This is a genomic window from Halalkalibacter urbisdiaboli, from assembly GCF_002156385.1.
GTDB classification, from domain to species: Bacteria; Bacillota; Bacilli; order Bacillales; family Bacillaceae_D; genus Halalkalibacter_A; species Halalkalibacter_A urbisdiaboli.
Window position 1 is genome coordinate 935,993 of record NZ_MVJM01000002.1, and the last position, 26,107, is coordinate 962,099.

22 protein-coding genes and 1 riboswitch are annotated in these 26,107 nt (G+C 41.3%); of the genes, 3 read left to right on the forward strand and 19 right to left on the reverse strand.

Annotated elements, in window-relative coordinates; all coding sequences use genetic code 11:
* Positions 1-73 precede the first annotated feature (73 nt).
* The 7 genes from B1R93_RS12375 to secA form a co-directional block, all read right to left on the reverse strand.
* Positions 74-1,354 carry a murein hydrolase activator EnvC family protein gene (locus tag B1R93_RS12375; RefSeq protein ID WP_088104257.1) on the reverse strand — a complete coding sequence of 427 codons (1,281 nt, stop codon included), beginning with the start codon at positions 1,352-1,354 and terminating at the stop codon, positions 74-76.
* A 63-nt stretch (positions 1,355-1,417) separates the two neighbouring features.
* Entirely contained in the window at positions 1,418-2,311 is an 894-nt protein-coding gene (gene ftsX / locus B1R93_RS12380) for a permease-like cell division protein FtsX (RefSeq protein WP_088104258.1), read from the reverse strand.
* Positions 2,301-2,987 carry a cell division ATP-binding protein FtsE gene (ftsE, locus tag B1R93_RS12385; protein ID WP_088104259.1) on the reverse strand — a complete coding sequence of 229 codons (687 nt, stop codon included), beginning with the start codon at positions 2,985-2,987 and terminating at the stop codon, positions 2,301-2,303. Before ftsE ends, ftsX begins: the two co-directional genes overlap by 11 nt.
* A gap of 933 nt (positions 2,988-3,920) precedes the next feature.
* Complete coding sequence (locus tag B1R93_RS12390; RefSeq protein ID WP_088104260.1) at positions 3,921-4,277, reverse strand: c-type cytochrome; 357 nt, start codon at positions 4,275-4,277, stop codon at positions 3,921-3,923.
* Between the two features lie 60 nt (positions 4,278-4,337).
* Positions 4,338-5,210, reverse strand: coding sequence for a YitT family protein (locus B1R93_RS12395; RefSeq protein ID WP_088104261.1), 873 nt, complete (start codon positions 5,208-5,210; stop codon positions 4,338-4,340).
* A gap of 263 nt (positions 5,211-5,473) precedes the next feature.
* Positions 5,474-6,587 (reverse strand): peptide chain release factor 2 gene (prfB, locus tag B1R93_RS12400; protein ID WP_133058642.1). Its coding sequence is split into 2 segments (ribosomal slippage): positions 5,474-6,514 and positions 6,516-6,587, totalling 1,113 coding nucleotides; the frame shifts between segments, so codons are not numbered across the junction.
* 82 nt (positions 6,588-6,669) lie between these two features.
* A complete protein-coding gene (gene secA, locus B1R93_RS12405; protein ID WP_088104262.1) occupies positions 6,670-9,186 on the reverse strand; it encodes a preprotein translocase subunit SecA in 2,517 nt (838 codons plus the stop codon).
* A gap of 479 nt (positions 9,187-9,665) precedes the next feature.
* On the opposite strand from secA, the gene B1R93_RS12410 reads away from it, so the two are divergent.
* A complete protein-coding gene (locus B1R93_RS12410) occupies positions 9,666-10,316 on the forward strand; it encodes a glycoside hydrolase domain-containing protein (RefSeq protein ID WP_088104263.1) in 651 nt (216 codons plus the stop codon).
* A gap of 55 nt (positions 10,317-10,371) precedes the next feature.
* Here the strand turns inward: B1R93_RS12410 and hpf are convergent, their stop codons facing one another.
* From hpf to cspD, 6 genes are all read right to left on the reverse strand, one after another.
* The gene (gene hpf, locus B1R93_RS12415) at positions 10,372-10,923 is read right to left on the reverse strand and encodes a ribosome hibernation-promoting factor, HPF/YfiA family (RefSeq protein WP_088104264.1); all 552 of its coding nucleotides are present in this window, start codon (positions 10,921-10,923) and stop codon (positions 10,372-10,374) included.
* Positions 10,924-11,058: 135 nt separating this feature from the next.
* Positions 11,059-11,994, reverse strand: a complete 936-nt coding sequence (locus B1R93_RS12420; RefSeq protein WP_088104265.1) for a 5-oxoprolinase subunit C family protein — start codon at positions 11,992-11,994, stop codon at positions 11,059-11,061.
* Entirely contained in the window at positions 11,987-12,763 is a 777-nt protein-coding gene (locus B1R93_RS12425; RefSeq protein ID WP_425348954.1) for a LamB/YcsF family protein, read from the reverse strand. The genes B1R93_RS12420 and B1R93_RS12425 overlap by 8 nt, the downstream gene beginning before the upstream one ends.
* Entirely contained in the window at positions 12,735-13,475 is a 741-nt protein-coding gene (pxpB, locus tag B1R93_RS12430) for a 5-oxoprolinase subunit PxpB (protein ID WP_245308276.1), read from the reverse strand. Before pxpB ends, B1R93_RS12425 begins: the two co-directional genes overlap by 29 nt.
* A gap of 95 nt (positions 13,476-13,570) precedes the next feature.
* Positions 13,571-15,058: an S-layer homology domain-containing protein gene (locus tag B1R93_RS12435; protein ID WP_088104268.1), complete on the reverse strand. Its 1,488-nt coding sequence runs from the start codon at positions 15,056-15,058 to the stop codon at positions 13,571-13,573.
* Positions 15,059-15,256: 198 nt separating this feature from the next.
* Positions 15,257-15,454 (reverse strand): cold-shock protein CspD, encoded by a 198-nt coding sequence (cspD, locus tag B1R93_RS12440; protein ID WP_088104269.1) that lies wholly within the window; start codon positions 15,452-15,454, stop codon positions 15,257-15,259.
* Between the two features lie 287 nt (positions 15,455-15,741).
* On the opposite strand from cspD, the gene B1R93_RS23005 reads away from it, so the two are divergent.
* Positions 15,742-15,912, forward strand: coding sequence for a hypothetical protein (locus B1R93_RS23005; RefSeq protein WP_165763802.1), 171 nt, complete (start codon positions 15,742-15,744; stop codon positions 15,910-15,912).
* A gap of 392 nt (positions 15,913-16,304) precedes the next feature.
* Complete coding sequence (locus B1R93_RS12445) at positions 16,305-17,258, forward strand: DUF6612 family protein (RefSeq protein ID WP_088104270.1); 954 nt, start codon at positions 16,305-16,307, stop codon at positions 17,256-17,258.
* A gap of 130 nt (positions 17,259-17,388) precedes the next feature.
* Here B1R93_RS12445 and fliT read toward each other — a convergent pair whose 3' ends face one another.
* From fliT to hag, 6 genes are all read right to left on the reverse strand, one after another.
* Complete coding sequence (gene fliT / locus B1R93_RS12450) at positions 17,389-17,769, reverse strand: flagellar protein FliT (protein ID WP_088104271.1); 381 nt, start codon at positions 17,767-17,769, stop codon at positions 17,389-17,391.
* Positions 17,759-18,148 (reverse strand): flagellar export chaperone FliS, encoded by a 390-nt coding sequence (fliS, locus tag B1R93_RS12455; protein ID WP_088104272.1) that lies wholly within the window; start codon positions 18,146-18,148, stop codon positions 17,759-17,761. The genes fliT and fliS overlap by 11 nt, the downstream gene beginning before the upstream one ends.
* A 24-nt stretch (positions 18,149-18,172) precedes the next feature.
* Complete coding sequence (locus tag B1R93_RS12460) at positions 18,173-19,792, reverse strand: flagellar hook-associated protein 2 (protein ID WP_088104273.1); 1,620 nt, start codon at positions 19,790-19,792, stop codon at positions 18,173-18,175.
* Between the two features lie 17 nt (positions 19,793-19,809).
* On the reverse strand, positions 19,810-20,145 hold the full coding sequence (flaG, locus tag B1R93_RS12465) for a flagellar protein FlaG (RefSeq protein ID WP_088104274.1): 336 nt from the start codon (positions 20,143-20,145) through the stop codon (positions 19,810-19,812).
* 135 nt (positions 20,146-20,280) lie between these two features.
* The gene (locus tag B1R93_RS12470; protein WP_088104275.1) at positions 20,281-24,630 is read right to left on the reverse strand and encodes an OmpL47-type beta-barrel domain-containing protein; all 4,350 of its coding nucleotides are present in this window, start codon (positions 24,628-24,630) and stop codon (positions 20,281-20,283) included.
* 82 nt (positions 24,631-24,712) lie between these two features.
* A riboswitch (cyclic di-GMP riboswitch) is annotated at positions 24,713-24,800 on the reverse strand.
* 233 nt (positions 24,801-25,033) lie between these two features.
* Positions 25,034-25,867, reverse strand: a complete 834-nt coding sequence (hag, locus tag B1R93_RS12475; protein ID WP_088104276.1) for a flagellin Hag — start codon at positions 25,865-25,867, stop codon at positions 25,034-25,036.
* Positions 25,868-26,107: the final 240 nt, after the last annotated feature.

A 26,107-nucleotide genomic window follows, 5' to 3' on the forward strand; every position in this document is an offset into this window, starting at 1 on the left:
ATCCGACGTCTTTAGACAAAAAAAAACAACTTCCCTAATTTAGGGTAAGTTGTTTTTAAGTTTAGGTTGTTGTTTACCGTGGAATATAATTAAGAGGGTCGACTGCATTCGACTTTGACCCGTTCCATCCACCTTCATGAACTTCAAAATGTAAATGAGCGCCAAACGAACGACCTGTATTTCCCATCATACCGATACGTTGTCCTTTTGACACACTGTCTCCAGCAGAAACTTCACGATTTTCTAAATGGGCATACAGCGTCGTAATTAACTGACCATCAACATAGTGAGCAATTAAAACAGTATTTCCATAACTATTAGAATAGTAGGAGCTTACAACAGTCCCGTCCTGTACCGCCACAATTGGAACGTCACCAGAACGGCCATTTTTCCCGATATCTATTCCATGATGCATCCGTCCACCAAAAGTGGCACGCGGCCCATAGGTTGACGTAATCGAACCTGTTGCTGGACGCATGAAACCAGCTTCTGTTACAACAGGTGTACTGTGTACTTGTCCTGAACGAGATGCCGCTTCCTGACTGCGACGATTTTCCTCAGCTTCGCGGCGCTTTCGCTCTTCATAAGCGGCAAGTTCCTTTTTCAAAGCTGCTTCTTGTTGACGTAAAATCTCATCGGCATTTTCAAGCTCACCAAGCTCCTCGTGAAGCTCGCCTTCTTTTTGCTCTAATCGCGTCATGAGTTTGTCTTTCTGATTACGCTGCTGCTCAAGCTCAGCCATTAAATTTTCTAAATCAATGAGGTGATTCTCTAATTTCTTTAACTCTGCCTCAACCGCTTCCTTCGCTTCCTCTAATTGACGCTGATCTTCAATATGCGCTTCAAGAATGTTACGGTCCTGCTGCGCAATAACAGACAAAGCGCTAACACGGTCTAAAAAGTCACCAAAGCTTTTCGCTCCTAAGATAACCTCAAGATAATTGATTGTCCCACCCGTTTGGTACATCGAACGAGCTCGTTCCTTTAATAGGCCATCGCGTTCAACGATTCTTTCTTCTAAGACAACAATTTTTGCTTTTAAGGCTTCAATATCCTCTCGTACACTCTCAATTTCAGTCTGTTTTTCACGAATTTTTTGATTCGTAGTTGCAACTGCATGGTCAATTTCGCGAATTTCATTGTTAAGCTGTTCCTTCTCACGTTCTAGCTTTTCAATTTCCTCTTCCGTTTTCCGCGCCTGTTCTTGCTTCTCTTCCCGTTCACTCTTGACATCCGAAATTTGACTTTTAATCTCGCTATTTGCCTGGGCTAGATGATCAAGTGGACGCCAACCAAAAGAACTAACTGCGACTAGTACTGCGACTAAAACAACTCCAATTCTTCTTCGCCTCATCCAATCGTTCCTCCTCTGAAACTATGTAAAGGAGAGATTTGCTCTCCTCTTACTCTCTTTTTTTTAAACCTTCAAAAACTTACGAACTGACATCATGCTTCCCCATACACCGATAAAGGCACCGATAATGAGAAGCAACCCAGCAATGTTCCACACATGCGGGAACACTGGTAATAATGAGAAAAAGACTAACTCTGCTCGCTGTCCAAAGTTTTCATAAATGTAGGAATAGCCAAGCCCAATGAGGATAATTGGTACAATCGCACCGATAATCCCAAGCAGCATTCCTTCAACGAAAAATGGCCAGCGTATAAAGCCATTCGTTGCACCAACAAGCTTCATAATCTGAATTTCTCGTTTTCTCGCAACAATTGTGAGCTTAATCGTATTAGCAATTAAAAACATCGCCGTAAACATCATCCCAAGTACTAGCAAAAGCCCGACTGTTCGAACAAAATTTGTGACCGCAAACAAGCGCTCAATCCAATCTTTTCCGTAATTGACTCGCTCGACATAAGGCATTTGTTCAATTTTCACTGCAACTTGCTCTGTTAGCTGAGGATCCATGGCTCGTACAACAAATTTATCATTCAACGGGTTTTCAGCCCGTATTGATTCAAAGACGGCACCTTGCTCGTCCAAGCTATCAATCAACTCATTTAACCCTTCATCCTTTGTCATGTAATCAATGCTTTCAACATGAGGGGTTGTCTCAATTTGTGCCCGTAGCTCGTCCTGCTGCTCAGGAGATGCCGTTAAATCAATATACACATGAATTTCAACATCGCTTTCAACTGTTGAGGCGATATTGTTCATATTCATAATTAGCAGTAAAAACACACCTACAACAAACAACATGACAGCCACAGCGCTAATCGATGCAAATGTCATCCAACCATTTCTACCTAAGTTCTTTGTACCTTCTTTTATATGACGCCTAAGGGTTCTAACTTTCATAGCCGTAAGTCCCCCTTACCTCGTCTCGTACAACCCGTCCGCCCTCAATCGCAACGACACGCTTCTTAATTGTGTTAACAATATCCTTGTTATGCGTCGCCATTACAATCGTGGTGCCACGATGATTGATTTCATCCATAATGTCCATAATCCCCCAAGCTGTATCTGGATCAAGGTTTCCGGTAGGCTCATCAGCAATTAACACCTCAGGACTATTCACAACCGCACGTGCAATCGCTACACGCTGCTGCTCCCCACCCGATAGTTCACTTGGTAAAAATCTTGCTTTATTTTTCAAGCGGACAATGTCGAGAACATCCATTACTTTTCGTTTAATCGTTGCTGGGTTCTCCTCAATGACTTCAAGCGCAAACGCCACATTCTCAAACACTGTTAATGATGGCAGCAGCTTAAAATCTTGGAACACGACTCCGATTTTCCGACGAACATATGGGATTCGCTTCTCTTTAATTGTTGCTAGATTCGTATCATCTATAAAAATTTCACCTTTTGTCGGCTTCTCCTCACGATACATCATCTTGATGAACGTCGATTTACCAGCTCCACTCGGCCCGACAACATATACAAACTCACCCTTTTTTATCACGATATTTATCCCGTTAATCGCCTTTACATTGTTAGGATAAACTTTCCAAACATCTCTCATCTCAATCATGAATCATCACTTCCTTGCATTATAAAGGCTTTGCCTCTACTAGACTCCTTGTTAACTAGATTAACTCCGGGTTGGTGAGGAAGGTCAATCATTTATCTCCTACTATATGGAAGCAAAAACACCTAGGTGTTTTTACACAGTTATTTACAGTTATTACCATATGACGTAATGTGACAAGAACTCATCTCACTAGGCTTGTCTCAATTTTACACAAAATGTTGAACCCTTAAATATTGTAAAGGTTTTTGTCGTAACCTCATCTATTATAACATTATTTAAAAACGATGCAGGTACAAAATTATTACAATTTCATTTCATAAAGCGAACGTACGTTTGTACTATCGGGGCAGGTGCTGAGCAGAGTACAGTTTGAGCGAATATTGAATCTGTGAGTTTGCTGAGTATGCGGGGAGGCAGGAGGGCACTGAAGTAAGCGGGAGAGCTTCTTGTTCATGCGGTTTCAGCGATTTTTGCAGTTTTATCAGCGAAAATGAGCTAGGTATCATCATTTTTTCAGTTTTATCATCAAAAATGGGGCGCTTTTCTGTGGGAGGACTCCTCCTCCATTCTGTTTCAGCGATTTTTGCGATTTATCAGCGAAAATGAGGGTGGTTTCATCATTTTTTCAGTTTTATCATCAAAAATGGGGCGCTTTCCTGTGGGAGGACTCCTCCTCTATTCTTTTTCAGCGATTTTTCCAGATTTATCAGCGAAAATGGGCTAGGTATCATCATTTTTTCAGTTTTATCATCAAAAATGGGGCGCTTTTCTGCGGGAGGACTCCTCCTCTATTCTCTTTCAGCGATTTTTTGCGATTTATCAGCGAAAATGAGCTAGGTATCATCATTTTTTCGAATTTATCATCAAAATTGAGGCAGTTATCATCATTTACCCAAAAAAAAGCTGTGCCAACATACTGGCACAGCTTCTTTCTTATTGAATTTCAAGCCACTTAGCTAAGTTTGCGGCTTCTTCTTCGGATACGTTCGTTTGTGGTGGCATGGCGCCTTGTCCTTTATGGATGACAGTCTGAATTTCGTCGGCTGATAATTCTCCTCCAGCTAATGCTGGGCCTGCTCCACCTTCAAGGTTTCCGCCGTGGCAGCCGATACAGCTTTTCTCATATGTTGCACGAGCCGCTGTGGCATCAACATCACCCGCTGCTTCTTCGCCTCCAGTCTCTTCTGCCGGTGCTTCTTCAACTGGTGCTTCCTCTGGTGCTGGCTCGTTACCGCCGCCACAGGCTGTAAGAGCAAAAACTGCGCCAATCGTAAGTAAAAATTTCTTCATGCTCAATCCTCCTTTATCGTTTGATAACCCGCCACTATATTATAGCGGACCCACTCTGTTTTAGGTTCGTTTAAACCCTTCTCCAAGCACCTCGGTTGCGTTTGTTACAACGACAAACGCTTGTGGATCAACGAGTCTGACTACTTGTTTCAATTTTGTGACCTCACGTTGATTCACTACACACATGAGGACTGGTCGTTCCTCTGAGGTATATCCACCATAGCCAACAAGCTGAGTAACGCCTCGATCGACGTCGTTTAAAATGCTTTCGCGAACTTTTTCTTGATGATTGGAGATGATGAGTGCTACCTTTGCATATCCTACCCCGATTTGAACTAAATCAATCGTTTTCCCGGTAACAAAAAGTGAAATTAACGCATAAAGCGCGAGCTCAAGCCCAAACACGAGCGCAGAGGTCACGACGACAAGGCCATCAATAAAAAATACGCAAACTCCTACTGAGATGCCAGAATATTTATTGATGATTTGAGCTGCTAAATCAGTACCTCCTGTGCTAGCATTGGCGCGAAAAACAATACCTAAGCCGAGACCGATCCCAATCCCACCAAAAAGCGCACCAAGAAGAGGGTCTTGAAAGCCGACAGACCACTCCCTTGTCAAAAATACGACGAGCGGCAAAAAGGCTGTACCAACTAACGTTTTCGCCCCGTACTTTAACCCACCGAGAAGAAGAATGCCTAAAACGAACAATGGAATATTAAAGGCCCATTGTGTAAACGCTGGTTCAATTCCAAAAACATAATTAGCAATTGTACTAATCCCGCTTACACCACCGGAGGCGATTTTATTCGGAAGTAAAAAAAGGTTGAAGGCAATGGCAACAATGGCCGAACCAACTAAAATATACGTATAATCAATCACCGATTGCATCAGCGCCGTACGCGGATGATGCTGTCTTCTCTTTTTATTCATTTTCCCCACCACTCTGTTTTATTTACATACTAGTTTAGTCTAAACCATTACGTAGTATAGCACCACCTTCCGACAGCTGTAAACGCGATTACTTTAACGCGAAAATGTAACGACGCACCTTTGCCGTCGTTCGGAAAGATTACGCATCTCAGTCCTCTTGGCTGGATCGATTCAGTTTGCAGAGAAGTGCTTATCTACTTCTTCATCACTTGGCTGGTTAGTGAAAAAAAGCCCCCAAGTCCATTCGACTTGAGAGCCTATCATTATTCTGTAGCATACGATAACGAGGAGCGTAGGTAGGCATTAATAAACCCATCAAGCTCTCCGTCCATAACGGCATTTGTATTACCGATTTCATAGTTGGTGCGGTGATCCTTTACCATGCTGTAAGGATGGAATACGTAGGAGCGAATTTGACTGCCCCAGCCAATTTCCTTCTGCTCGCCACGGATTTCTGCTAGCTCCTGCTGCTGCTCCTCAATTTTTAATTGATAAAGCTTTGCTTGCATCATCTTCATCGCGCGTTCACGGTTTTTAATTTGCGAGCGTTCCGTTTGACAAGTTACAACCGTGTTTGTCGGTAAATGTGTAATCCGGACCGCGGAATCGGTTGTATTAATATGCTGGCCACCCGCTCCACTTGCACGATACGTATCTACCTTTAAATCCTCAGGGGAAATATCAATTTCAACGCTATCATCAAGCTCCGGCATGATTTCACACGAAACGAATGACGTATGACGGCGCCCAGAGGAATCAAACGGCGAAATCCGGACGAGACGGTGAACGCCTTTTTCAGCCTTTAAATAACCGTATGCATTGTGACCTTTAATTAAAAGGGTCACGCTCTTCACACCGGCTTCGTCACCAGGCAAATAATCTAACGTTTCCACCTTATAGCCCTTGCGCTCGGCCCAGCGTGTATACATCCGTAAAAGCATGGAGGCCCAGTCTTGAGACTCCGTACCACCAGCCCCTGGGTGAAGCTCAAGGATCGCATTATTTTTATCATATGGCTCACTTAAAAGAAGCTGCAGCTCAAAGTCATTAAGCTTTTGAGCTAGCTCCTTCACCCCTGATTCAAGCTCTGCCTGCAAATCAGCGTCTTCTTCTTCCTTTACAAGCTCATATGACACTTCCAAATCCTCATATGCTGATTCAAGCTTTATAAATGTATTAACCTGTTCCTTCAACGCATTTGCCTCGTTAATCACGACTTGAGCGGCATCCTGGTCATTCCAGAAATCAGGGTCGGTCATCTTTTCATCAAGCTCGGCAATTCGCTCTTGCTTCTGATCGAGGTCAAAGAGACCCCCTAAAGTCTGTGATTCGTTTTGCCATTGCTGATAATTCTTGCTTTACTTCTACTAATTCCATTTCCACACCTCATCAATTTCGTTAACCTACATTTTATTTAAGGTTTCCCAAAAGGTCAAAACAGACCTTTCGGGTTCTCCTATTATGCATTCACACCGCAGCAGTTTTTATATTTTTTCCCGCTTCCGCATGTGCAAGGGTCATTACGTCCAATCGTTTCGCCTTTTCGAATTGGCTTACGCTTCGGCTTCTCACCGTCTGAGCTTTGCTGAGCAGAAGTTCCCTTTGCCACCTCTTGACGTTGAAGGTTTTGTTGAACCTGAGCCTTCATAATATACATCGCGACTTCTTCCTCAATTGAAGCAATCATTTGCTCAAACATTTCGAAGCCTTCGAAACGGTATTCACGAAGCGGATCGTTTTGTCCATAGGCGCGCAAATGAATTCCTTGGCGAAGCTGGTCCATTTGGTCGATATGGTTCATCCATTTACGGTCAACCGTACGAAGCATAATCACCTTTTCAAACTCGCGCATATGCTCAGGTGTGAACTGCTCTTCCTTCTCATTGTAATTTTCCATTACTTTTTCGGTAATGATTTCGATCATTTCCTCAGGGTCCTTACCTGCTAAGTCCTTCTCAGTAATGTCATCCTCATGTAAAAGATGAGCCTTCAAGTAGTTCGCGATTGCTGCAATATCCCAATCCTCTGGCACTTCACTTTCTGGAGTATGCGCCTTAACTGTTCGTTCAATCACAGATTTAATCATATTTTCAACAATTTCACGAAGGTTTTCTGACTCAAGAACCTCCATCCGTTGCTTGTAGATGATCTCACGTTGCTCACGCATAACATCATCGTATTGAAGAATTTGCTTACGTGCGTCAAAGTTATTTCCTTCCACACGCTTCTGAGCCGTTTCAACCGCGCGCGAAACGAGCTTACTTTCGATCGGCTGGTCTTCCTCCATCCCAAGACGCTCCATCATTGCACGCATGTTATCTGAACCGAAACGACGCATTAGCTCATCTTCCATTGATAAATAAAATTGAGAGGAACCAACGTCCCCTTGACGACCAGCACGACCACGGAGCTGGTTATCAATGCGCCGACTCTCATGACGCTCTGTCCCTAAAACATGAAGACCGCCAATCTCGCGAACACCTTCACCTAGCTTAATGTCCGTACCACGACCGGCCATATTCGTCGCGATTGTCACCGCACCCTTTTGACCTGCATTTTCAATAATTTCGGCTTCACGCTCGTGGTTTTTCGCATTTAACACGTGATGAGGCACTTTCCGTTTCGTCAGCATTTTTGAAACGAGCTCAGAAGTCTCAACACTTACTGTACCAACGAGCACAGGCTGTCCCTTTTTGTGAAGCTCTTCAATTTCCTTTACAACCGCTCTAAACTTCGCTTCCATCGTTTTATAAATTAAGTCTGGACGATCATCACGAGCAATTGGTTTATTCGTCGGAATGACCATAACGTCCATTCCGTAAATGTTGCGGAATTCCTCTTCCTCCGTTTTCGCCGTACCTGTCATCCCAGCTAGCTTTTCGTAACGGCGGAAATAGTTTTGGAACGTAATCGAAGCAAGTGTCATGCTTTCACGCTGAATAAATAGACCTTCCTTCGCTTCAATCGCTTGGTGTAAGCCATCACTGTAGCGACGCCCTTTCATTAAACGTCCTGTAAATTGGTCAACAATAACAATTTCGCCATCCTCGACAACATAGTCTGCATCGCGCTGCATAACTACATGCGCTTTTAACGATTGGTTCAGATGGTGGTTTAATTGCACATGCTGCTGGTCATACAAGTTTTCGATGCCAAACGCTCGCTCCGCCTTGTTGACCCCTTCTTCTGTAAGCTGGACATTTTTCGTTTTCTCATCAAACGTGTAGTCCTCGTCCTTTTTTAAAATACGAATGAAGGAGTTTGCTTGCTGATAAAGCTGAGTCGAACGCTCAACCGAACCAGAAATGATTAACGGCGTACGCGCTTCATCGATTAAAATTGAGTCAACCTCATCAATTAAGGCAAAATGAAGTGGGCGCTGTACCATTTGCTCTTTGTAAAGCACCATATTATCACGTAAATAATCAAAGCCAAGCTCATTATTGGTTGCATATGTGACATCGGCTAAATAAGCTTCCTGCTTTTCTTCCTTGGAAAGACCGGCAACATTTAAGCCGACGCTAAGCCCTACAAAGCGGAATAATTCTCCCATCGTCTCACAGTCACGACGCGCTAAGTATTCGTTCACAGTCACAACATGAACCCCTTTACCAGTAAGCGCATTTAAATAAACAGGCAGTGTTCCAACAAGCGTTTTCCCTTCACCTGTCTTCATCTCCGCAATATTTCCTTGGTGAAGCGCAATCGCCCCAAGTAGCTGAACGCGATATGGTGTCATTCCTAACACACGCGTTGACGCTTCACGGATAACCGCATACGCTTCAGGTAAAAGATCATCTAAGGATTCACCATCCTGATAACGCTTTTTAAAATCGTCTGTTTTTTGACGTAATTGCTCATCTGATAAAGCTTTTATCTCGTCGGCATATCCATCAATTTGGTCAACAATTCGTTCATTTTTCTTTAGTTGTCGCTGACTCGGATCCCCGATTACTTTTTTCAATAGTCCTATCATCGAACTCGTCCTCTCTTCATTCAGTCCACTCATCGAGTAAACATGAGCATTTTCCTATATTCTCTATTTAGGCTGACGCTGCCATAGAAAGACATTTCACTTTTTTCCTGCAACACCTTCGGCTACCGGCGCTACATGCGTATCGCCTATGAAACCTTGAGCCTCCTGATGTCGGCTGCCGGCGCTACATGCGTATCGCCTATATTTTATCAGTTTAGTGGGGGGCTTACAAGGTAAACAGCACTTGGCAGACGCGGTTTGGGCGGTTTCTAAAGAAAAATCGACGGTAGTCGTTTTTTTCTTGCAAGATTGCCTGTCTTCCAGACTACTCCAAGCGCTCCTCTTTAGCCAAAATAAGTGCTAGTCACTTTTCTAGCATACGGTCCATCGTGAAAGCTCCTATAAATCCAAAAAAACTTAAAAAATCGTTCCCACCCACTTCTTTCCTTGCATAATGTAGCGAGGAGAGGAGGATGACAATGGCAACGATAAACTGGGGTGTTGATTCAGCTGCAGCCGTAACGGAAGGTCTATATCAATGTGTTGTTGACAACTTTGGGCAACCTGACTTTTGGGGTCGTTATTTACGTGAAATCCCAAATGTGAATGATGGTTTAACACCCGAGGAAGTACAATTTATTCGCAATCGTGGAATGAAGATACTCCCGATTTATAATAATTTTACTGAAGCTCTTGGAACGAGGGCAGGAACCGTCTCTGCACGAAACGCAATTTTTCATGCACGGCGTTTGAACATCGAAAATGGGAGCTTTATTTTTGCAAACATCGAGCACTTCTTTGACGTTGATGCCGACTGGATGATTGCATGGGTTGAAACCTTATACAATAGTCCGTATCGCCCTGGATTTTATGGAGATCCTGACAAAGGGTCCTTCAATCAATCCTATTGCGAAGCAGTATCCCGTAATAGACGAGTATTTGAGCAGTCTGTTATTTGGAGTGCGGAGCCTGAGCCAGGCCCTTCCCCGAAATTTAGAATTCCTCGCTACAATCCGAGTCGCCCTAACTGCGACGCAAATGTGTGGGCATGGCAATATGGCCGCGATGCTGATGAATGTCCAATTGACACCGTCTTAATGGAACAGCCCTTATTTGCAAACTTAGGATAATCTAACAGCAGGAAAAGGGAGCGCAACCCGATCGGTTACACTCCCTTTTTTCGACTTACGCTTCTGGCTCAATTAAGCCGTAGCGCCCATCTTTACGACGATACACAACATTGGTACCACCGCTCACAGAATTAGAGAAAACAAAGAAGTTATGGCCAAGCATGTCCATTTGTAAAATAGCTTCCTCCGCATCCATCGGCTTAAGGTTGAACCGTTTTGTTCTAACGACTTCTAATTCATCTGAAATCGGTTCCTCTTCCTCAATTGGCTCAAGTTCATTTTTAAACATATATTTTAGACTACCTTCTTGTCGAAACTTTCGATTGACCTTCGTTTTATGCTTGCGAATTTGGCGTTCAAGCTTCTCAATCACCTTATCAATGGCAGCATACATATCGATATGAACCTCTTCACCACGTAATAAAAGCTGCGGCATTGGGATCGTAATTTCAATGATATGTTGCTCGTTAAGTACCTGCATTCTGACATTAACATCTGCAACAGGCGTTGTGTCAAAATAGCGCTCAAGCTTCCCAACCTTTTTTTCTACGTACTCTCTTAGTGCTGGAGTTACTTCGATGTTTTCACCACGAATATTATATTTCATAAAGAACTCCTCCTTTTCTATGTACTTAATATTCTACATACCCATAAGTTATTCCTTCTCAAACCACAAAATAAATTTAAATTTTTAAAATTTTTAGATAAATATGTCGAGCTTGTGAACTTCGTAGGTAGAATACTACAGTAGCATGAGCCAAGACGCTTGATTTCTTAGCATCCGCTGTGCCGTCTCAACATCAACCTCCTGAAATGAAACGCTCTGGCCTGGTTTTAATTGACCGAGTCTTGGCAGATCAACATCAATTACATGAGCAATTCTTGCATACCCTCCCGTTGTTTGCCGATCTGCGAGGAGGATCATCGGTTGACCATTCGCAGGAACCTGTATGGTACCAAACGTCACAGCATCTGACAAAATATCCGCTTTACTAGAATGCTCGATTGGTACGCCAATGAGACGACAGCCCATCCGGTCTAGCTCATTTGATAAAGTATAGCTTATTGATAAAAAGGTAGCGATTCCCGCTTTCGTAAACGATTCGAGATCAGGACCGAGTATCACCCGAATCGGCTTGTCTTCATCATAGCGAGGGATCGCATCCGGATGTAAGCTTCTCCCCCTCGATTCACGAGAAGGCACTGTCCCTGCTTGTAAAAGATCGCCTTTTTCAAGCGCACGTCCGCCCAATCCACCGAGCTGCCCTTTTACATACGTAGAACGACTTCCTAATACGGGCTCCACATCAAAACCACCTTGAACTGCGATGTAGGCACGCATCCCCATCATGGGCTTTCCAAATGAAAGCTGTTGTCCCATTTTTATTCGGAACGAGCTCCAGAGCGGGGCACGATGTCCATCAATCGTAGCAGAAAGATCTGCGCCACAAATGCTAATCACTCTATCCGCTAACGCGAGCAGCGTTGGACCAGCTAGAGTAACCTCTAACACCGCCGCATCACCTTGATTGCCTACAAGACGATTACTCACTTCATACGCAAACGGATCCATCGCACCAGATGCGACGATGCCGGACTGCTGATAACCGTAGCGACCCGCATCCTGAACGGACGTGAGCAAACCCGGCTTTAACACCTGAAAGAACGCCTCACCCATTACGCCCACCTGCCGCTTTTATCTCTATCCCCTCTTGCTGGAGCTTTTCCTTGAGCATGTTTACAAAGGCTAACGCTTGCGGTTCATCACCGTGGACGCAAATCGTATCCGCTTTAATAGGGACAAGGGTACCGTCCGTTGCTGCGACCTTTCCTTCCTTCACCATCATCAATACTTGCTGCAATGCTTGCTCACGATCACTAATGATCGCATTCGCTTCTGTTCTCGGCGTGAGCGTCCCGTCCTGTTGATACGTCCGATCGGCAAATACTTCATGGGCAACCTGTAATCCGACACTCTCTCCCGCCTTGACAAGCTCACTCCCTGAAAGACCAAATAATAGTAGCTCCCGATCAAAATCAGCAACCGCTTCGGCAATCGCCGCTGCCACTGTTCGCTCCTTTGCGGCAACATTGTATAGCGCTCCGTGAGGCTTCACGTGCTTCATCTTCACTCCGGCTATCCGACAAAAGCCTGATAAAGCTCCTAATTGATAGAGAACAAGATGATAAATATCCTCAGGGCTCATTTGAATGAAGCGACGACCAAAGCCTTGTAAGTCGAGATAGCCAGGATGGGCACCAACGGCCACTCCTTTTTCCTTTGCGAGCTTTACCGTTTTCGCCATCACGTTATGATCACCAGCATGATACCCACAGGCAATATTCGCTGACGTTATCGCATCAAAAACGAGCGCATCCTCACCGACCTGAAACGCCCCGTAGCTTTCTCCAACATCACTATTGAGATCCACCCGCATGTTCCTCATCCCCTTCACTGCATTGAATCGTATATTCTCCTCTTTCGACTACTTCTTTTATTTCTTCGTATTCCACCCGTGTAATCGGCTCAAATTTCACCAAATCCCCTACCCGGAAAATCGTTGGCTCCTCCCGGTACGGATCATAAAGAGACAACGGTGTCCGCCCAATGATTTGCCAGCCACCAGGGGTTTCGATTGAATAAATACCCGTTTGCTGCCCGGCAATTCCAACTGAGCCTGCCGGAGTCACTGCCCGCGGTTCAGCAAGACGCGGTGTAGCCAAGCGCTGATCTAATCCGCCTAAGTAGGGAAAGCCTGGTGCAAAGCCGAGCATATAAACTAAGTACTCCTTTTCACTATGAAGCGCGACCACTTCCTCTGTCGTAAGCTCTCCGCCAACGGCGTCAATGTCTGGACCGAATTCTCCGCCATAGCACGTCGGAATCCGCACGACTCTTGAAGCTGGCAGCGGTTCATCCTCCATTTTTTCAATAGACGCCTGCAAAATCGCTTGCATTTCATGATAGAAAAGCTTATGTGGCTGATAAAACACGGTAACTGCGGTATAGCTCGGAATCCATTCAACGATGCCAGGATGCCGCTCGCGCTCAAGCTTACGACAAAGCTGTCGTACCTGCTGATGAATCTTCAAAGAAACGACATCACCAAATCCAACCCGTATGCCACGGTCACCAATTGGTTTAAACGTTACCTCCACACTTCCTCCCCCCAATCTCCTTATAATATATAGTAAACGAAAAAAGGCTTTTCCGAAAAGATGCATTATCACCCTTTGGAAAAACCTTTTACTAACTATCGTAATCGAAAGCTCTCATCCATCGCACGTGCCATAAACACAGCAAATTGTCCGCGAGTAACCTCTTGAACTGGAGCAAACGTCGTCTTCGTCATCCCCGCTGCAACACCAGCTCCATACACACGATGTACAGCATCCTCATACCATGCTCCTTTTGGAACATCGGTAAATGGATGAGTAGATGTTGGTGCTGGGAATTTGTATAAGCGCTGCAATAGGACCGCCATTTCCCGACGAGTTAATGTCGCTCCAGGCTTAAACATCGTTTTGGAAACGCCACTAAACAACCCTTCATCAACTGCTGCTGCAATTGCTTGATAATATGGATGGCTTGTTGGCACATCATCAAAGCCTGGGTTTGGTCGGTTCGTTAACGATGCCCCATTCGCTCGAACAAGAATGAGTGCGGCCTGCCAGCGTGTAAGGGGATCATTCGTTCCAAATTTCCCGTTTGCATAACCAGCAATAATCTCTTGATCTACTAAATAATGAATCTGTTCCTCAGCCCAATGCCCACTAGGTACATCAGAGAATGAACGGGAAGGACTTGCCTCACTCGGCTCTAAATAGCTCGAAGCAACGTACCCCGTCACGCCATCCTTTGTTTTCACACGATACCAAACGAAATGATTCTTTCTTGATTCATTCTCTTCATACATAAACCGCTCATCAATGGTCACCGCTTCACCCTTCGCTATGCGTGCCACAATCGAGCTATCACTTGTTGCTCTTTGACGTACCCTTACATCATCAGTCGTCGCTGCAACCACCTGACCTGCTTTGAAATGGTGCTTCGACTTCGTAAGCCCCTCAAACTCATAGTGCTCTGTTACAAATTCAATATTATCCGAACTGTTGCGGTCGTAGTGAAAATCTTCTGTTGAAAACGATAATTCTGCTAAATCTAGTAATCCATACGTGTTCATTACTCGGAACACCTTTTCTTGATACGCATCAACATTCCGCTCACCCGTTTCTTGTAAAATTGGGCTATTTACCGGTTTAATACCGTTATAGGCCATCACCGCAAAATACCAATTCTCAATAATATCTCGTTCATTATCATTGATTTTCGGTAAATCATTACGATTAAACATTTCACTCAAGAGCTCTACGCCCGCCCAAATATTATAGACAAGGTTTGTTTTCAACATTTGCTCGTTATAGATTGATTGATTCGTTAATTGCATCACGCCAATCCCATTATCCTCTGTTACGATCGCTTGTCCATTTTCATCAAAATGGCGCCAGTCCCCACTTTCCCCTTCTGCCACCGCTTTGACAACTTCGGGAGGCACATCAAAATCAAGTGCGGTTTCCGTTAACAAACAATTCATCGTTTGAAAGCTTGGATTCACCCCAGGCTCAGCATGATATTGACATCTTTCCTGAACCGATTGCGCGGCACTAACAAACGAGCTTCCTAATAGAACAGACGCTCCTACAATAGACATGACGACCCATTTCATCATTGTATTTTTCATTCTGAACTCCTCACCCTACTAATCTTTTTTTCAAGTTATTTACATCTTATCATAGAAACGGGTCCCACTAAAGAGCTAACCATTTAAATGGTAGATTTGTATTAAAAATGAAAATAAAACCCAACAAAAAACCCACCTCGAAATGAGATGGGTTGAATGGTTTTAGCTATGATTCAATTTCCTACCCAGGAATGTGAATTAAAGCTTAACTACGTTCGCAGCTTGTGGACCACGTGCGCCTTCAACAATTTCAAATTCAACTTCTTGACCTTCGTCTAGAGATTTGAACCCGTCAGCGTTGATAGCAGAGAAGTGTACGAATACGTCATCTCCATCTTCGCGCTCGATAAATCCAAAACCTTTTTCTGCGTTAAACCATTTAACTTTTCCTTGCATGCTTTCACATTCCCTTCGTAACTTAATTCATGTGGATAATTTCCACACTTTCACTATAACAGCGCTTTTTAGCAATGTCAAACGCTTTCTATCGCGCGTTTCTGTCATTCATTGTAGCTTTTTGACGAATTAGCGTGTCCTATTGGTAACGCTTACTATTTTGAGCGATTTTAAGAAAAATTGATATTTTTGATTCATCGGCATTCCCTTTAATTACAATAATACCCAAACAATTTTCACAATATTCACGCATATACTACAGCATCAATACATGTAGGAGGACAAAGATGTATAGAATTCTCACACTTTCCGAGTGGCTACATTTTAACAGCTATTATAATTATGTACATTACAAAGAGACACAAATCGAAAAGGGATGGTCCATCAACAAAATCAATGAAAGCTGGATTGATATTTTAAAACAATATAGAAACTATGCCGTTGAACACCTTGAATAAATCGTCATATCTCACAAAATATGTTAATAGTTTGTAAAAACTTCTATATTTTTACAGTTTTGTGTTGTAACCTGCCGTATATCCTAATACAATGGTTGTAGATATTACTAAAACTGTATTTTTACTTCTTTTTTATATACCTTTTCCTAAGTAATCAACTTTGACAGTCCTACGTCAAATTGATTACTTGTGATGATGCCCCACCCCCTGGGGATTCTGTTCATCATATACATCGACGCAACGATACCTTTTTCCTAAAAAAGAAGGAGGTATCGTTGCGTCATTTTATAAGAACGTCTTTTTCCTCTTTGATTTGAAGGCCACCTTTGGTAAAATAGGAACATTCGTAACGAGCTCGATCGTTTTTGCTTGTTCAAGTTAGGAGGAAAATCATGACTAAGAAGTGGTTACTAGCTGGAGTTTCGACGCTATACCTGCTTTCTGCTTGTAATGATTTAGAACCAACAGTCATTATTGAACCAGAACTCAATGAAGAAGAACCTCAAATAGAAGAGACACAAGAAGAACCTCCAGCCGAAGAGGAGGAGCCTGAGGTTGACGAAATCCTGACAAACATGCTTAAAGCAGCCGAACAAATTGAAAGCTTTTCAACTAGCATTTATATAGAGCAAGTCACATATAGTGATGAAGACGAACCAGTCACTCAAACAGTCAAAAAGACAATTGACGCCATTAAAGAGCCCTTTAGCTTTTATCAACAGACAAGCATGACCATTCCAGAAATCGGTGACCTTAAAGCAGAAATCTATTACACCGATCAAGGCGTCTTTTTAAAAGACAACATTGAAAACATGTGGGTAAAATACCCTGATGAATTGAAGGAAGATTTACTCGCTCTACAAGCAAACCAAATTCGACCAGAGGAACAAGCCAAGCTCTTACAAGCACGCTCGAAAAATATAATCCTGCTCGAAAACGACGAACATTACATCGTCATACTTCCTGATGTCGACGAGGAATTCGCTAATACCATACAACAAGCCATCGTCCGACAATCAACAACACCAATGAGCGAAATGTTAACCATTTTAGACCTAACAGACGTGAAATACCATTTATACATAAACAAGGAAACCTTTTTATATGAAAAGCTAGATGTCACCTTACAGTTTGAAGGCGGGCTTGAATCCACCGAAAACCTCATGCTCACCCAAAAGGCTACCATCGAATTTAATCAATTTAACGATTTTGACGAAATCATTGCTCCTGAAGAAGTAATCGAAACAGCCGAAAACTTCAACATAAATCTCGATGATTTCGAAGGGCTAGCTGACTTTGAGATGGGCGAGTTAGGTGAGATTGGTATAATTGAGCCTGTTGAATAGAGAAGGGTTGTCGTTTAAGCTTAAGCTGAGAAATCGCCTCACTACGTTGGTTGACGTGGGGAGGCGATTTGTGGTTGCTAATTGTCCGAATAACGAAAAAAGTCAACCAAATTAGGTTGACTTTTTTCGTTTAAATTCCACGTTTATCGATAAACGCTCCTTCATTCATCGGGGCATCATATGGATTATCGTAGCGCTTATTGACCTTTTTCTTATAATTCATTTGGTCTATATCTCGTTTTAAAAGAATCGAATCCGATTTTAATTTACTCTCTACTTGTTGGTTCAATGTCAAAATCTCACTCGCAATTGTACGTTCATCTTCTGTTTCAGCCGGTCTGTTAATAGATTGAATTGCCTCTTCCCTCAGCGTTAACAACCGCTCAACCTCATTAATATAAGACTCACGGTCTTCTATATTAGAAGGCAAGCTTAAAGTAAGGTGTGATAATAAATCCCTAGTTAGGCCTAAAAGAGTATCAAGTGCTTGTTGGAGTGAGTTACCCTCCATGACGTTGCTTCCGATCAATTTGGATCGCTTCCTTCCAAGTATCTCGAAAACTAACAATCAATTCCTCTGCTTCACCTAACTTTGAAAGACTGTTTTCTGTATTCGCATCTGTTAAACGAGATAGAATAAAATCATATAAAGCTAGCATGTTTTTGCCTAGTTCATTGTCTGTTTTCAACGTAACCATTAGCTCTCGAATAATATTTTGAGCCTTTACTAGGTTAATATGACGTGTTTGAATATCCTCTTTTTTCATGGCGTCCTTAGCAGCATTTACAAACTTCAAACAGCCATTATAGAGCATAAGTGTCAATTCCCCAGGTGATGATGTTACTGCTTTATTTTGTTGATACGCTTGCTGCGGATTATTAATAGCCATAATTATATTTCATCCTTCCTTTACTTACATCATTCCCATGCCTAGTTGGTTCATTAACGCAGCACCTTGAGCATTAGCTTGATTCATTGCTTGTTCCATACGAGTGAACTGCGACCAATAACGATCCTCGATCTGAGTAAGTCGTCGTTGGAAATTATTTATTCGGCTATCGATTGAAACCATTTCTCGGCCAATTGTAAATTGTTGATTCGTCCGGTGCTCATTACCAGCACGTCGAACGATGTTGTTCATTGAATCATTTAAGGATGTTCGGATTCTAGCGACAAGTCCTGTTTGAGATGAAATTTGTTGGTTTTGTTCTAGCGTTCTATTTTCTTTTGGAATATCTGTTAACGTTTTATCCGCCGTATTATTGAATAATTGATAAACTGAATCAGGATCAGTTTCCAAAGCCGCGCGAAGCTTAGTTTCATCGATTTCAAGAATACCACCCATGCGGTAATCCTTAGCTGTCGTTATTCCAATCTCCGTCAATTGATTATATTGCCCTGATGTTTCAACAGGTGTATAGAGTTCTAATCTCATTTTATCAATCACACTTGATACCATTGAATCTCTGCGAAGCAGTCCGCTCTTTGCTTTTTCATCCCAAAGCTCTGCCTCTCGTTCGCTCATTTCTCTACGCTGTTCGTCTGTTAATGGAGGAAAGTTACGATAACGCTCTTCACTTAATTTTCCTCGTAAATTTGTAATCGTTTCATTGTATTTATCAACAAAACTCTTTATATTTTCGAAGGCTTGGTCAGTATTAGATGATACTGAAAAGGTTTCAAACGTATTATTAGTCGTTTGCTGCGCATTAATAGTGATACCACCAAATGTTACAGTGTTTGAACGTTGCTCCTTCTCAATAGGGGCATCACTTCTAGTCGGATCTAAAGATAGATTACGGAATTTAACGATAGCATTTTGTCCACCAACTTCAGAAGCTTGGTCAAGTTTTAATACATCTGTTAAAAAACCTGTGTCCCCACCAAATTCAATTTGTGGCGCTGCTGGATCTGCACTACTCGTAAATTTACCTGTTTCGGTTCTTTCAATAACAACCTTGTCATAGGCACTATCATAATAAGCTTTTACTCCTAAGTTCGCACCGTTAATTTCTTTAAATAACGCATCCAGGGACTTGGAAGAATCCACGTTAAACGACTTACTTTGGGCATCTCCATTTGCGTTATAGGTCGTAATTGTAAAAGACTGTCCATCATAGGTTGAAGGATCTACTTTAAAAGCATCTGTTTGACTTGCTAGCGTCCCAGTTGTGCTAATTTTTTTCCCGTCCGCAGATATGTTCTCGGTACTAATATTCCTAGTTTTTGTTGCTACCTGCTGAACCTCAACCTCATAATTTCCATTTTGGACACTTGAATTAGCAGTGGCTGTGAACGCTCCACTGCTTGGGTTCGTAACACTTCTTGTGTTAAAAGCAGCCGTTAATCGTAAGGAATATGCTGAACGTTCTAAATTTGTTAGCATCGTATTTACTTCACGATAGGCATCCCTTTGCCACTCTAATGTTTGCTTTCTTTGAAACATACGGTCTAATGGTTGACGCTCAACTTGCATCAACTGTTTTATAATCGACTCTGTATCTAACCCTGAAGCTATTCCACCAATTCTCATTCTTTAATGACCACCTTTCAAATTTTCTTATCGATCATAATCCCTATCATATCCAACATGACAGCATGCATGTCTAGTAGCTTCTTTGATGGAATTTCTTTAATTACTTCATTTGTTACTTCATCAACAATCGTAACATAGTATTCTTTTAACTCTTCATGTAATTGAAATTTAAGATGAGAGTTACTCGATTTCATTAATGAATTAACACTCTCTAATTTTTGTTCAACTTCATTGAAACTAGGCGCCTTTTCACTCTTTGAAATTGATTCCTTGTCACTGTAATTTGTCTCTCTCGTATTTTGTTGTACATAAGAAGATGATGAGCTGGCGTATGAACGACCGATTTCCATCAATTTGCCCTCCCTAATGCCTTTTTAACATATATCGGTCACAAATGCTGAAATGTTAACTAGATTAGAAAAAATAACAGAAGAGAAACAGAGGGAATCCGAACTAGTTGGATTCCCTCTGTAACGATAAGATTCTTATTTCTTCTTATTTAGCTGCACCTTTACAGTAGCATATCCTACAACTAAATGGTCTCCTAGCATCCCCCGGAATTCAAGAAGTTTTTCACTTTCACTCCAGTCGAAATCCTCGCGATTAAATTTAAACTGTCCTTTTTGAGCTTGGTTTTCATGGCCAGCACTTTTAGAAATAGCTTTATTCCCATTAAGGGTAACACTATCTAGCTCGAAAAGATTCGTGTTAAACTCAGCTGGAAGATTCACTTTTACAGTGAAAACACCCTTATTATCAATAATTACTTTTGGTAAAACTTCTAAATCCGCTAATATATAAACAACAATTTCTTTTTCAATTGTTGTAACCCAGCCTGCATTATCTTCAACGTCAACTTTAATCGTATAGATACCAGGCTGATTTAAGGTTAACACATCACCATTGTCAAATTGGTGATTATTTACTGTCATTGTTTCAGTTGCAATGCCAGAAACATTGTCTTCTGCATGATATAGAAGTTCAAGCTCAGTTCCTAGTGCATATTCTTCTTTTAAATCTAGTGAAACTATTGGGGCTGTTTTGTCAATTTTCACAAACTCTACATTTACTTTTTCAAAATTCCCAGCGTTGTCTACGCTATAATGTGATATAGCATGCTCACCTTCTTCTGATATCGTAAAAGTAGTACCCCTATCGTACTCTGATCCATTAACTGCAAAATAAGTAGCAGCAACTCCACTCTTACTGTCCGTCGCAGTTAATTCTACCTCTACTGCTTCCTTGCTCCATGCTGTTTGAATATTAGATGTAGTATCTGGTCCAGTTTTATCTATTTTCACTTCTATCGTTTGAATTTCTTCCGTGTTGCCTACTTTATCAACAGAATAGAACGAAACCTTATGAACACCTTCTTCATCAATGTTAAATGTAGTTCCCTCAACAAAAGCACTATCATTTAAAGAGTAATAAGTGTTTGCAACTCCAGTTTCGTCATCAGTTGCTGATAATGTTACGACCACGTTTTGATTTACCCAATCACTTGGTGCTTCAATTGATGTCACAGGAGCTTCCGTATCCACAATCAATTTTGCCAAGACGATATTCGATCGGTCTGATTCACCAAAAGAATTACTGTATGATGTTACATAATATTCATGATTCGCATAAGACATATTTGTAATCGTATAAGACAGGTTATTCACCTTTTCAGCAACAAGTACAGACTCACCATCAATGATTTCATAGATGTTATAACCATTAGCATAGGTGACAAAATCCCATGAAATTCTGGCGCTCGTTTCATTTAACAGATTCAAGCTTGCAACTGGTGGCTCCATGATAGGATACACAATTGTTTCTGTTATACGATTTGATGGTGTAGACTCACCAAAGCGTGTACTATAAGCTGTAACTTCAAAAGAGTGTGTTTCTTCTGTTAAGTTATAAACTTTGAAGCTACGTGCTGTCCCTTTGTAAATCAACTGTCTGTTATTATTTGTAATTTTATAGAGACGGTACTCATTCGCCCACATAGCCGCAGGCCAAGTTAACGTCATATTATTTGCATTAAAAACCGTTCCAGTTAGTTCTGGCGGTTGTACGGTCGGCCACGTAAGTGTCAGAGATATCGAACTTCCATTAGGTGATTCACCAAAGCGGTTACTATAAGCATGAACTACATATTCATAATCACCTTCTGGCATATTAATAAACGATACTGCTGTTCCTGTCACTGTTCTTTCTAAGACAGGTTGTCCGTCGATAATTCGATATACATTGTATGCTGTTGCATAAGTAGCAGCTTTCCATCTTAACACAATATCATTTCCATTGTTAATACTATTCGTTACATTTTCAGGTGACTGCATTATTGGATGAACAATTTCAACAGAAACCTTACTTCCTTCAGGTGATTCACCATAACGAGTGCTATTGGAATGAACAATGTAATGATACTCACCTTCAGGCATATCGTTAAACCTAGTTGATGTGCCAGTTACCGATCTTACCAAAACCTTTTCTCCATCAATCATTTGGTACACGTTATAATTTGTTGCATAGGCAGTTGCATCCCACTTTAATGCAATATCATTCCCGTTGACAATTGTGTACGTGAAGTTACTAGGCTTTTCCATAGCCGGAAAACCAACCGCTTGGTAAACCAGACTTCCTTCACTTGATTCTCCAAAACGGTTGCTAACAGAATGAACGACATACGTATGTTGGCCTTCTAATTCATTAGAAAGTATTGTGGATAAACTTGATACGGTCCTTTTCAACTCTTTTTGTCCGTTTATAAGCTCATACACCTTGTAACTAGTAGCATAAGGTACTGCTTCCCAAGTTAAGACAACATCATTTCCATTTTGGACTTTTGATGCAAAGTTTTTGGGAGCTTCCATCGTAGGGTGAACCAAAGATATCGTTACTTCAACCCCTTCTGGTGACTCACCTAATAACGTTGATACAGAGTGAACAGCGTAATGATATTCACCTGCAGCGGCATTAGGAAAAGAAATTGCCGTGCCAGTTACGTTTCTGCTTAAAACCTTTTCCCCATCTTTAACTTGATAAATATTATAGCTGTTTGCGTATTGAACACTAGACCATTTTAAGGATATATCATTTCCATTGTTGATACTGTACGTTAAATCGGTTGGGGCTTCCATCGATTGTCCGTCTAATGTTACCTTTACTGGTGTCCCTTCACTTGACTCTCCAAAACGAGGCGAAAACGCATAGACGATAAATTCATATTCGCCAGGGGCCATTTTTGTATAAGTCACACTTTGACCTGACAACGTATTTTTCAAAACTTTTTGTCCATCTATAATTTGGTAAACTTTATAACTTGTTGCATAAGAAGCCGAATCCCAACTTAATGTAAAATCAGTAGCATTTTTCATAACATGTTCTACATTTTTTGGAGGCTCCATCGTAGGATGAAGAAGTGAGATATCTAGTTTACGGCTCTCAGGTGACTCACCAAACCTTGTTGAAAAAGAATGGACTTCGTACTGATATTCACCCTCTGGTCGGTTAGGGTATGTAACACTTGTCCCACTTACTGTACTTTTTAAAACCTTTGCTCCATTCTCAACTTGATAAACCTTATAGCTGTTGGCATTGGCTACGCTATCCCAGTTTAGAACGATGTCATTTCCATTTAGAATTTTATAAGACGCATTTATTGGTGCTTCCATCGTTTCAGTTTCAATAGTCAAGGAAACTTTACTACTTTCACTTGATTCTCCATAACGATCACTAAATGAATGAATCTCAAAATCATAATCGCCACTAGCCATGTACGAATATTTAACACTTGTATTCGTTACGGTACTCTTTAAAACTTTTTCTCCATTTATTAATTGATAGATTTTATAATTTGTTGCGTATGGAACGCTTTCCCAGGTTAAAACAATATCATTAATGTTTTGAATCATATATTCAAAGTTATTCGGAGCTGCCATTATAATGTCACTCACTGATACTGTGAGTTGGCTTCCCTCTGCTGATTCTCCGAAACGCGAACTGTTTGAGCGAACTTCAAAGGCATGGTCACCAGCAGACATATTCGAAAACTTCAACGTCGTACCAGTAACTGTGCTTTTTAAAACTTTCTCACCATTAACGATTTGGTAAACGTTATAATCCGTCGCGTAAGAAACAGAATTCCATTTTAATGTGACATCACTACCATTTGCTAAAGTATAAGTGAAATTGCTTGGTGCCGTCATTGTTGGATAAACAACTTCTACATGAACTGGATTAGACAGAGAAGATTCACCATATAGAGAATTTCCAGCTGAAACTGCGTACGTATATTTACCTTCAGAAACATTACTTATCGTATAAGTACGTGCTGTTACCGACGTAAGCAATGTCTTTTCACCATCACCCGCTATTTGATAAATGTGATATTGTTCCGCATATTGGGATGCTCCCCAATTTAATACGATATCGTTACCATTTCTAATCGTATTGCTTAACGTTTCTGGTGCCATCATTTCTGGATAGACAATGTCAAAAGAAACTGGTGCACTTGGACCTGATTCACCATCTGAACTTAATGTTGAAACGACAAATCGATAAGACCCTTCCGATAAATCCTTTTGAGTATAGCTAGTTGATGTGGTCATACCATGTAGAATAAGCTGACCATCTTTAATTTCATACACGTTATATCCAGTCGCTCCGAAAACGGAATCCCATGACAATTTCACATCATCAGGTGTTATGTGTTGAACAGCTAAATTACTAGGTGGTAAGTTGCTGTTAGACGACGCAAATACGTTTGCAATCGGAAATAAAATTTGTGATAAAATCATAAAAAGCGTTAGAAATGTCACATTTCTAAATAACTGTTTACCCATCAATAGTCCCACCTTATATTATATAATTGTCCAAATAAAAAAGAACCTATCAAGGTTCATAGGTTAGAGAACTATGATTCCTTGCGGCAACCGGCTACCATCCACAAATATAGTGGTTAAGGCCCATGGCTTTGCGTCTCATAGTTTCCTATGATTTGCCCTTTTCACTTGGTATAATACTATTATACTAGGTATAAGGGGGCTGGTGAATAGTTCATTATAACTGTTTGTTGCTGATTCCATAAATTAATTTTAGCTATATCTCCGTATATCTAACCAAAACTTCCTACTTAGTCTCAAATCTTTTATTTGAGGCTAGTCAAAATCATTTATTATTTTAAGAATCAAACAGCATGAAAAAGAGACCCTAGTAAACTAAGGTCTCTCTTTCTATTACTTAAAATTAACGAAGTAATTGTAATACAGCTTGTGGCTGTTGGTTAGCTTGAGCTAACATAGCTTGTGATGCTTGATTAAGGATGTTCGAACGAGTGAACTCCATCATTGACTTAGCCATGTCAGTATCACGGATACGAGACTCAGCAGCTTGTAAGTTTTCAGAAGAAACGTCTAAGTTTTTAATTGTGTGCTCTAAACGGTTTTGATTAGCACCTAATGCAGAACGTTGAGCAGAAACAGTGTTAATTGCCGCATCAATTTTTGCAACTTCAGTATCAAAATCAAACATAGCTGGGTCACTTACATCAACAGTATCAACAGTTAGTGTAGTTGCATTCATATTACCAATATTTAAAGTCATTTGTTGTGTAGCATTAGCACCAATTTGGAAAGTTAAATCTGCAGTACCCGCAGCATATGAACCGTCTAGTAGATTTTTCCCGTTAAATTGTGTACGTCCTGCAATACCATCAATTTCTCCAATAAGTTCAGTAATTTCATCTTGGATAGCTTGTAAATCTTCAGCTTCATTGGTCCCTTTGTTCCCAGCTTGAACTGTTAATTCACGCATACGTTGTAAAATAGCATGAGTTTCAGTTAAAGCACCCTCAGCAGTTTGAATTAAAGAAATACCATCTTGAGAGTTTTTAGAAGCCATGTCAAGACCGCGAATTTGACCACGCATTTTTTCTGAAATTGCTAATCCCGCAGCATCGTCGCCAGCACGGTTAATTTTTAAACCTGAAGAAAGTTTCTCCATTGCCTTTGCAGCAGAGTTGTTGTTCATACCCATCTGACGGTGAGAGTTCATTGCATTAAGATTGTGATTGATAATCATTATATTTTCCTCCTTGAATGTGTCCGCCCACGTCCTTGTGGTTGGATGTTAAATTAGAGCTTTCCGCAAAGAATGTCGGCCGCCATTCCTTACTTCCTGCTTACAATATTTATATCGGACGGTTTTCAAAGATGTTTAGTGCTTTTCTATTAAAATATATTTTTTTTTTTAGATTATTGTCGTTTCTTCTGTTCTGTTTATTTGTCCTAGTTTGATAACTTAATTAAAACCCTCTGTAAT

Bases quoted from the DNA above. Each gene is read 5' to 3' on its own strand.
- flaG (WP_088104274.1), bottom strand. From the start codon at position 20,145: ATGGAAATCGGTCGTTCATACGCCAGCTCATCATCTTCTTATGTACAA.
- B1R93_RS12460 (WP_088104273.1), bottom strand. From the start codon at position 19,792: ATGAGAATTGGTGGAATAGCTTCAGGGTTAGATACAGAGTCGATTATA.
- B1R93_RS12445 (WP_088104270.1), top strand. From the start codon at position 16,305: ATGACTAAGAAGTGGTTACTAGCTGGAGTTTCGACGCTATACCTGCTT.
- B1R93_RS23005 (WP_165763802.1), top strand. From the start codon at position 15,742: ATGTATAGAATTCTCACACTTTCCGAGTGGCTACATTTTAACAGCTAT.
- B1R93_RS12395 (WP_088104261.1), bottom strand. From the start codon at position 5,210: ATGAATAAAAAGAGAAGACAGCATCATCCGCGTACGGCGCTGATGCAA.
- B1R93_RS12420 (WP_088104265.1), bottom strand. From the start codon at position 11,994: ATGGGTGAGGCGTTCTTTCAGGTGTTAAAGCCGGGTTTGCTCACGTCC.
- B1R93_RS12425 (WP_425348954.1), bottom strand. From the start codon at position 12,763: ATGAGGAACATGCGGGTGGATCTCAATAGTGATGTTGGAGAAAGCTAC.
- hpf (WP_088104264.1), bottom strand. From the start codon at position 10,923: ATGAAATATAATATTCGTGGTGAAAACATCGAAGTAACTCCAGCACTA.
- B1R93_RS12375 (WP_088104257.1), bottom strand. From the start codon at position 1,354: ATGAGGCGAAGAAGAATTGGAGTTGTTTTAGTCGCAGTACTAGTCGCA.
- cspD (WP_088104269.1), bottom strand. From the start codon at position 15,454: ATGCAAGGAAAAGTTAAATGGTTTAACGCAGAAAAAGGTTTTGGATTT.
- B1R93_RS12390 (WP_088104260.1), bottom strand. From the start codon at position 4,277: ATGAAGAAATTTTTACTTACGATTGGCGCAGTTTTTGCTCTTACAGCC.
- B1R93_RS12410 (WP_088104263.1), top strand. From the start codon at position 9,666: ATGGCAACGATAAACTGGGGTGTTGATTCAGCTGCAGCCGTAACGGAA.
- ftsE (WP_088104259.1), bottom strand. From the start codon at position 2,987: ATGATTGAGATGAGAGATGTTTGGAAAGTTTATCCTAACAATGTAAAG.
- B1R93_RS12435 (WP_088104268.1), bottom strand. From the start codon at position 15,058: ATGAAAAATACAATGATGAAATGGGTCGTCATGTCTATTGTAGGAGCG.
- hag (WP_088104276.1), bottom strand. From the start codon at position 25,867: ATGATTATCAATCACAATCTTAATGCAATGAACTCTCACCGTCAGATG.
- fliS (WP_088104272.1), bottom strand. From the start codon at position 18,148: ATGGCTATTAATAATCCGCAGCAAGCGTATCAACAAAATAAAGCAGTA.
- B1R93_RS12470 (WP_088104275.1), bottom strand. From the start codon at position 24,630: ATGGGTAAACAGTTATTTAGAAATGTGACATTTCTAACGCTTTTTATG.
- secA (WP_088104262.1), bottom strand. From the start codon at position 9,186: ATGATAGGACTATTGAAAAAAGTAATCGGGGATCCGAGTCAGCGACAA.
- ftsX (WP_088104258.1), bottom strand. From the start codon at position 2,311: ATGAAAGTTAGAACCCTTAGGCGTCATATAAAAGAAGGTACAAAGAAC.
- fliT (WP_088104271.1), bottom strand. From the start codon at position 17,769: ATGGAGGGTAACTCACTCCAACAAGCACTTGATACTCTTTTAGGCCTA.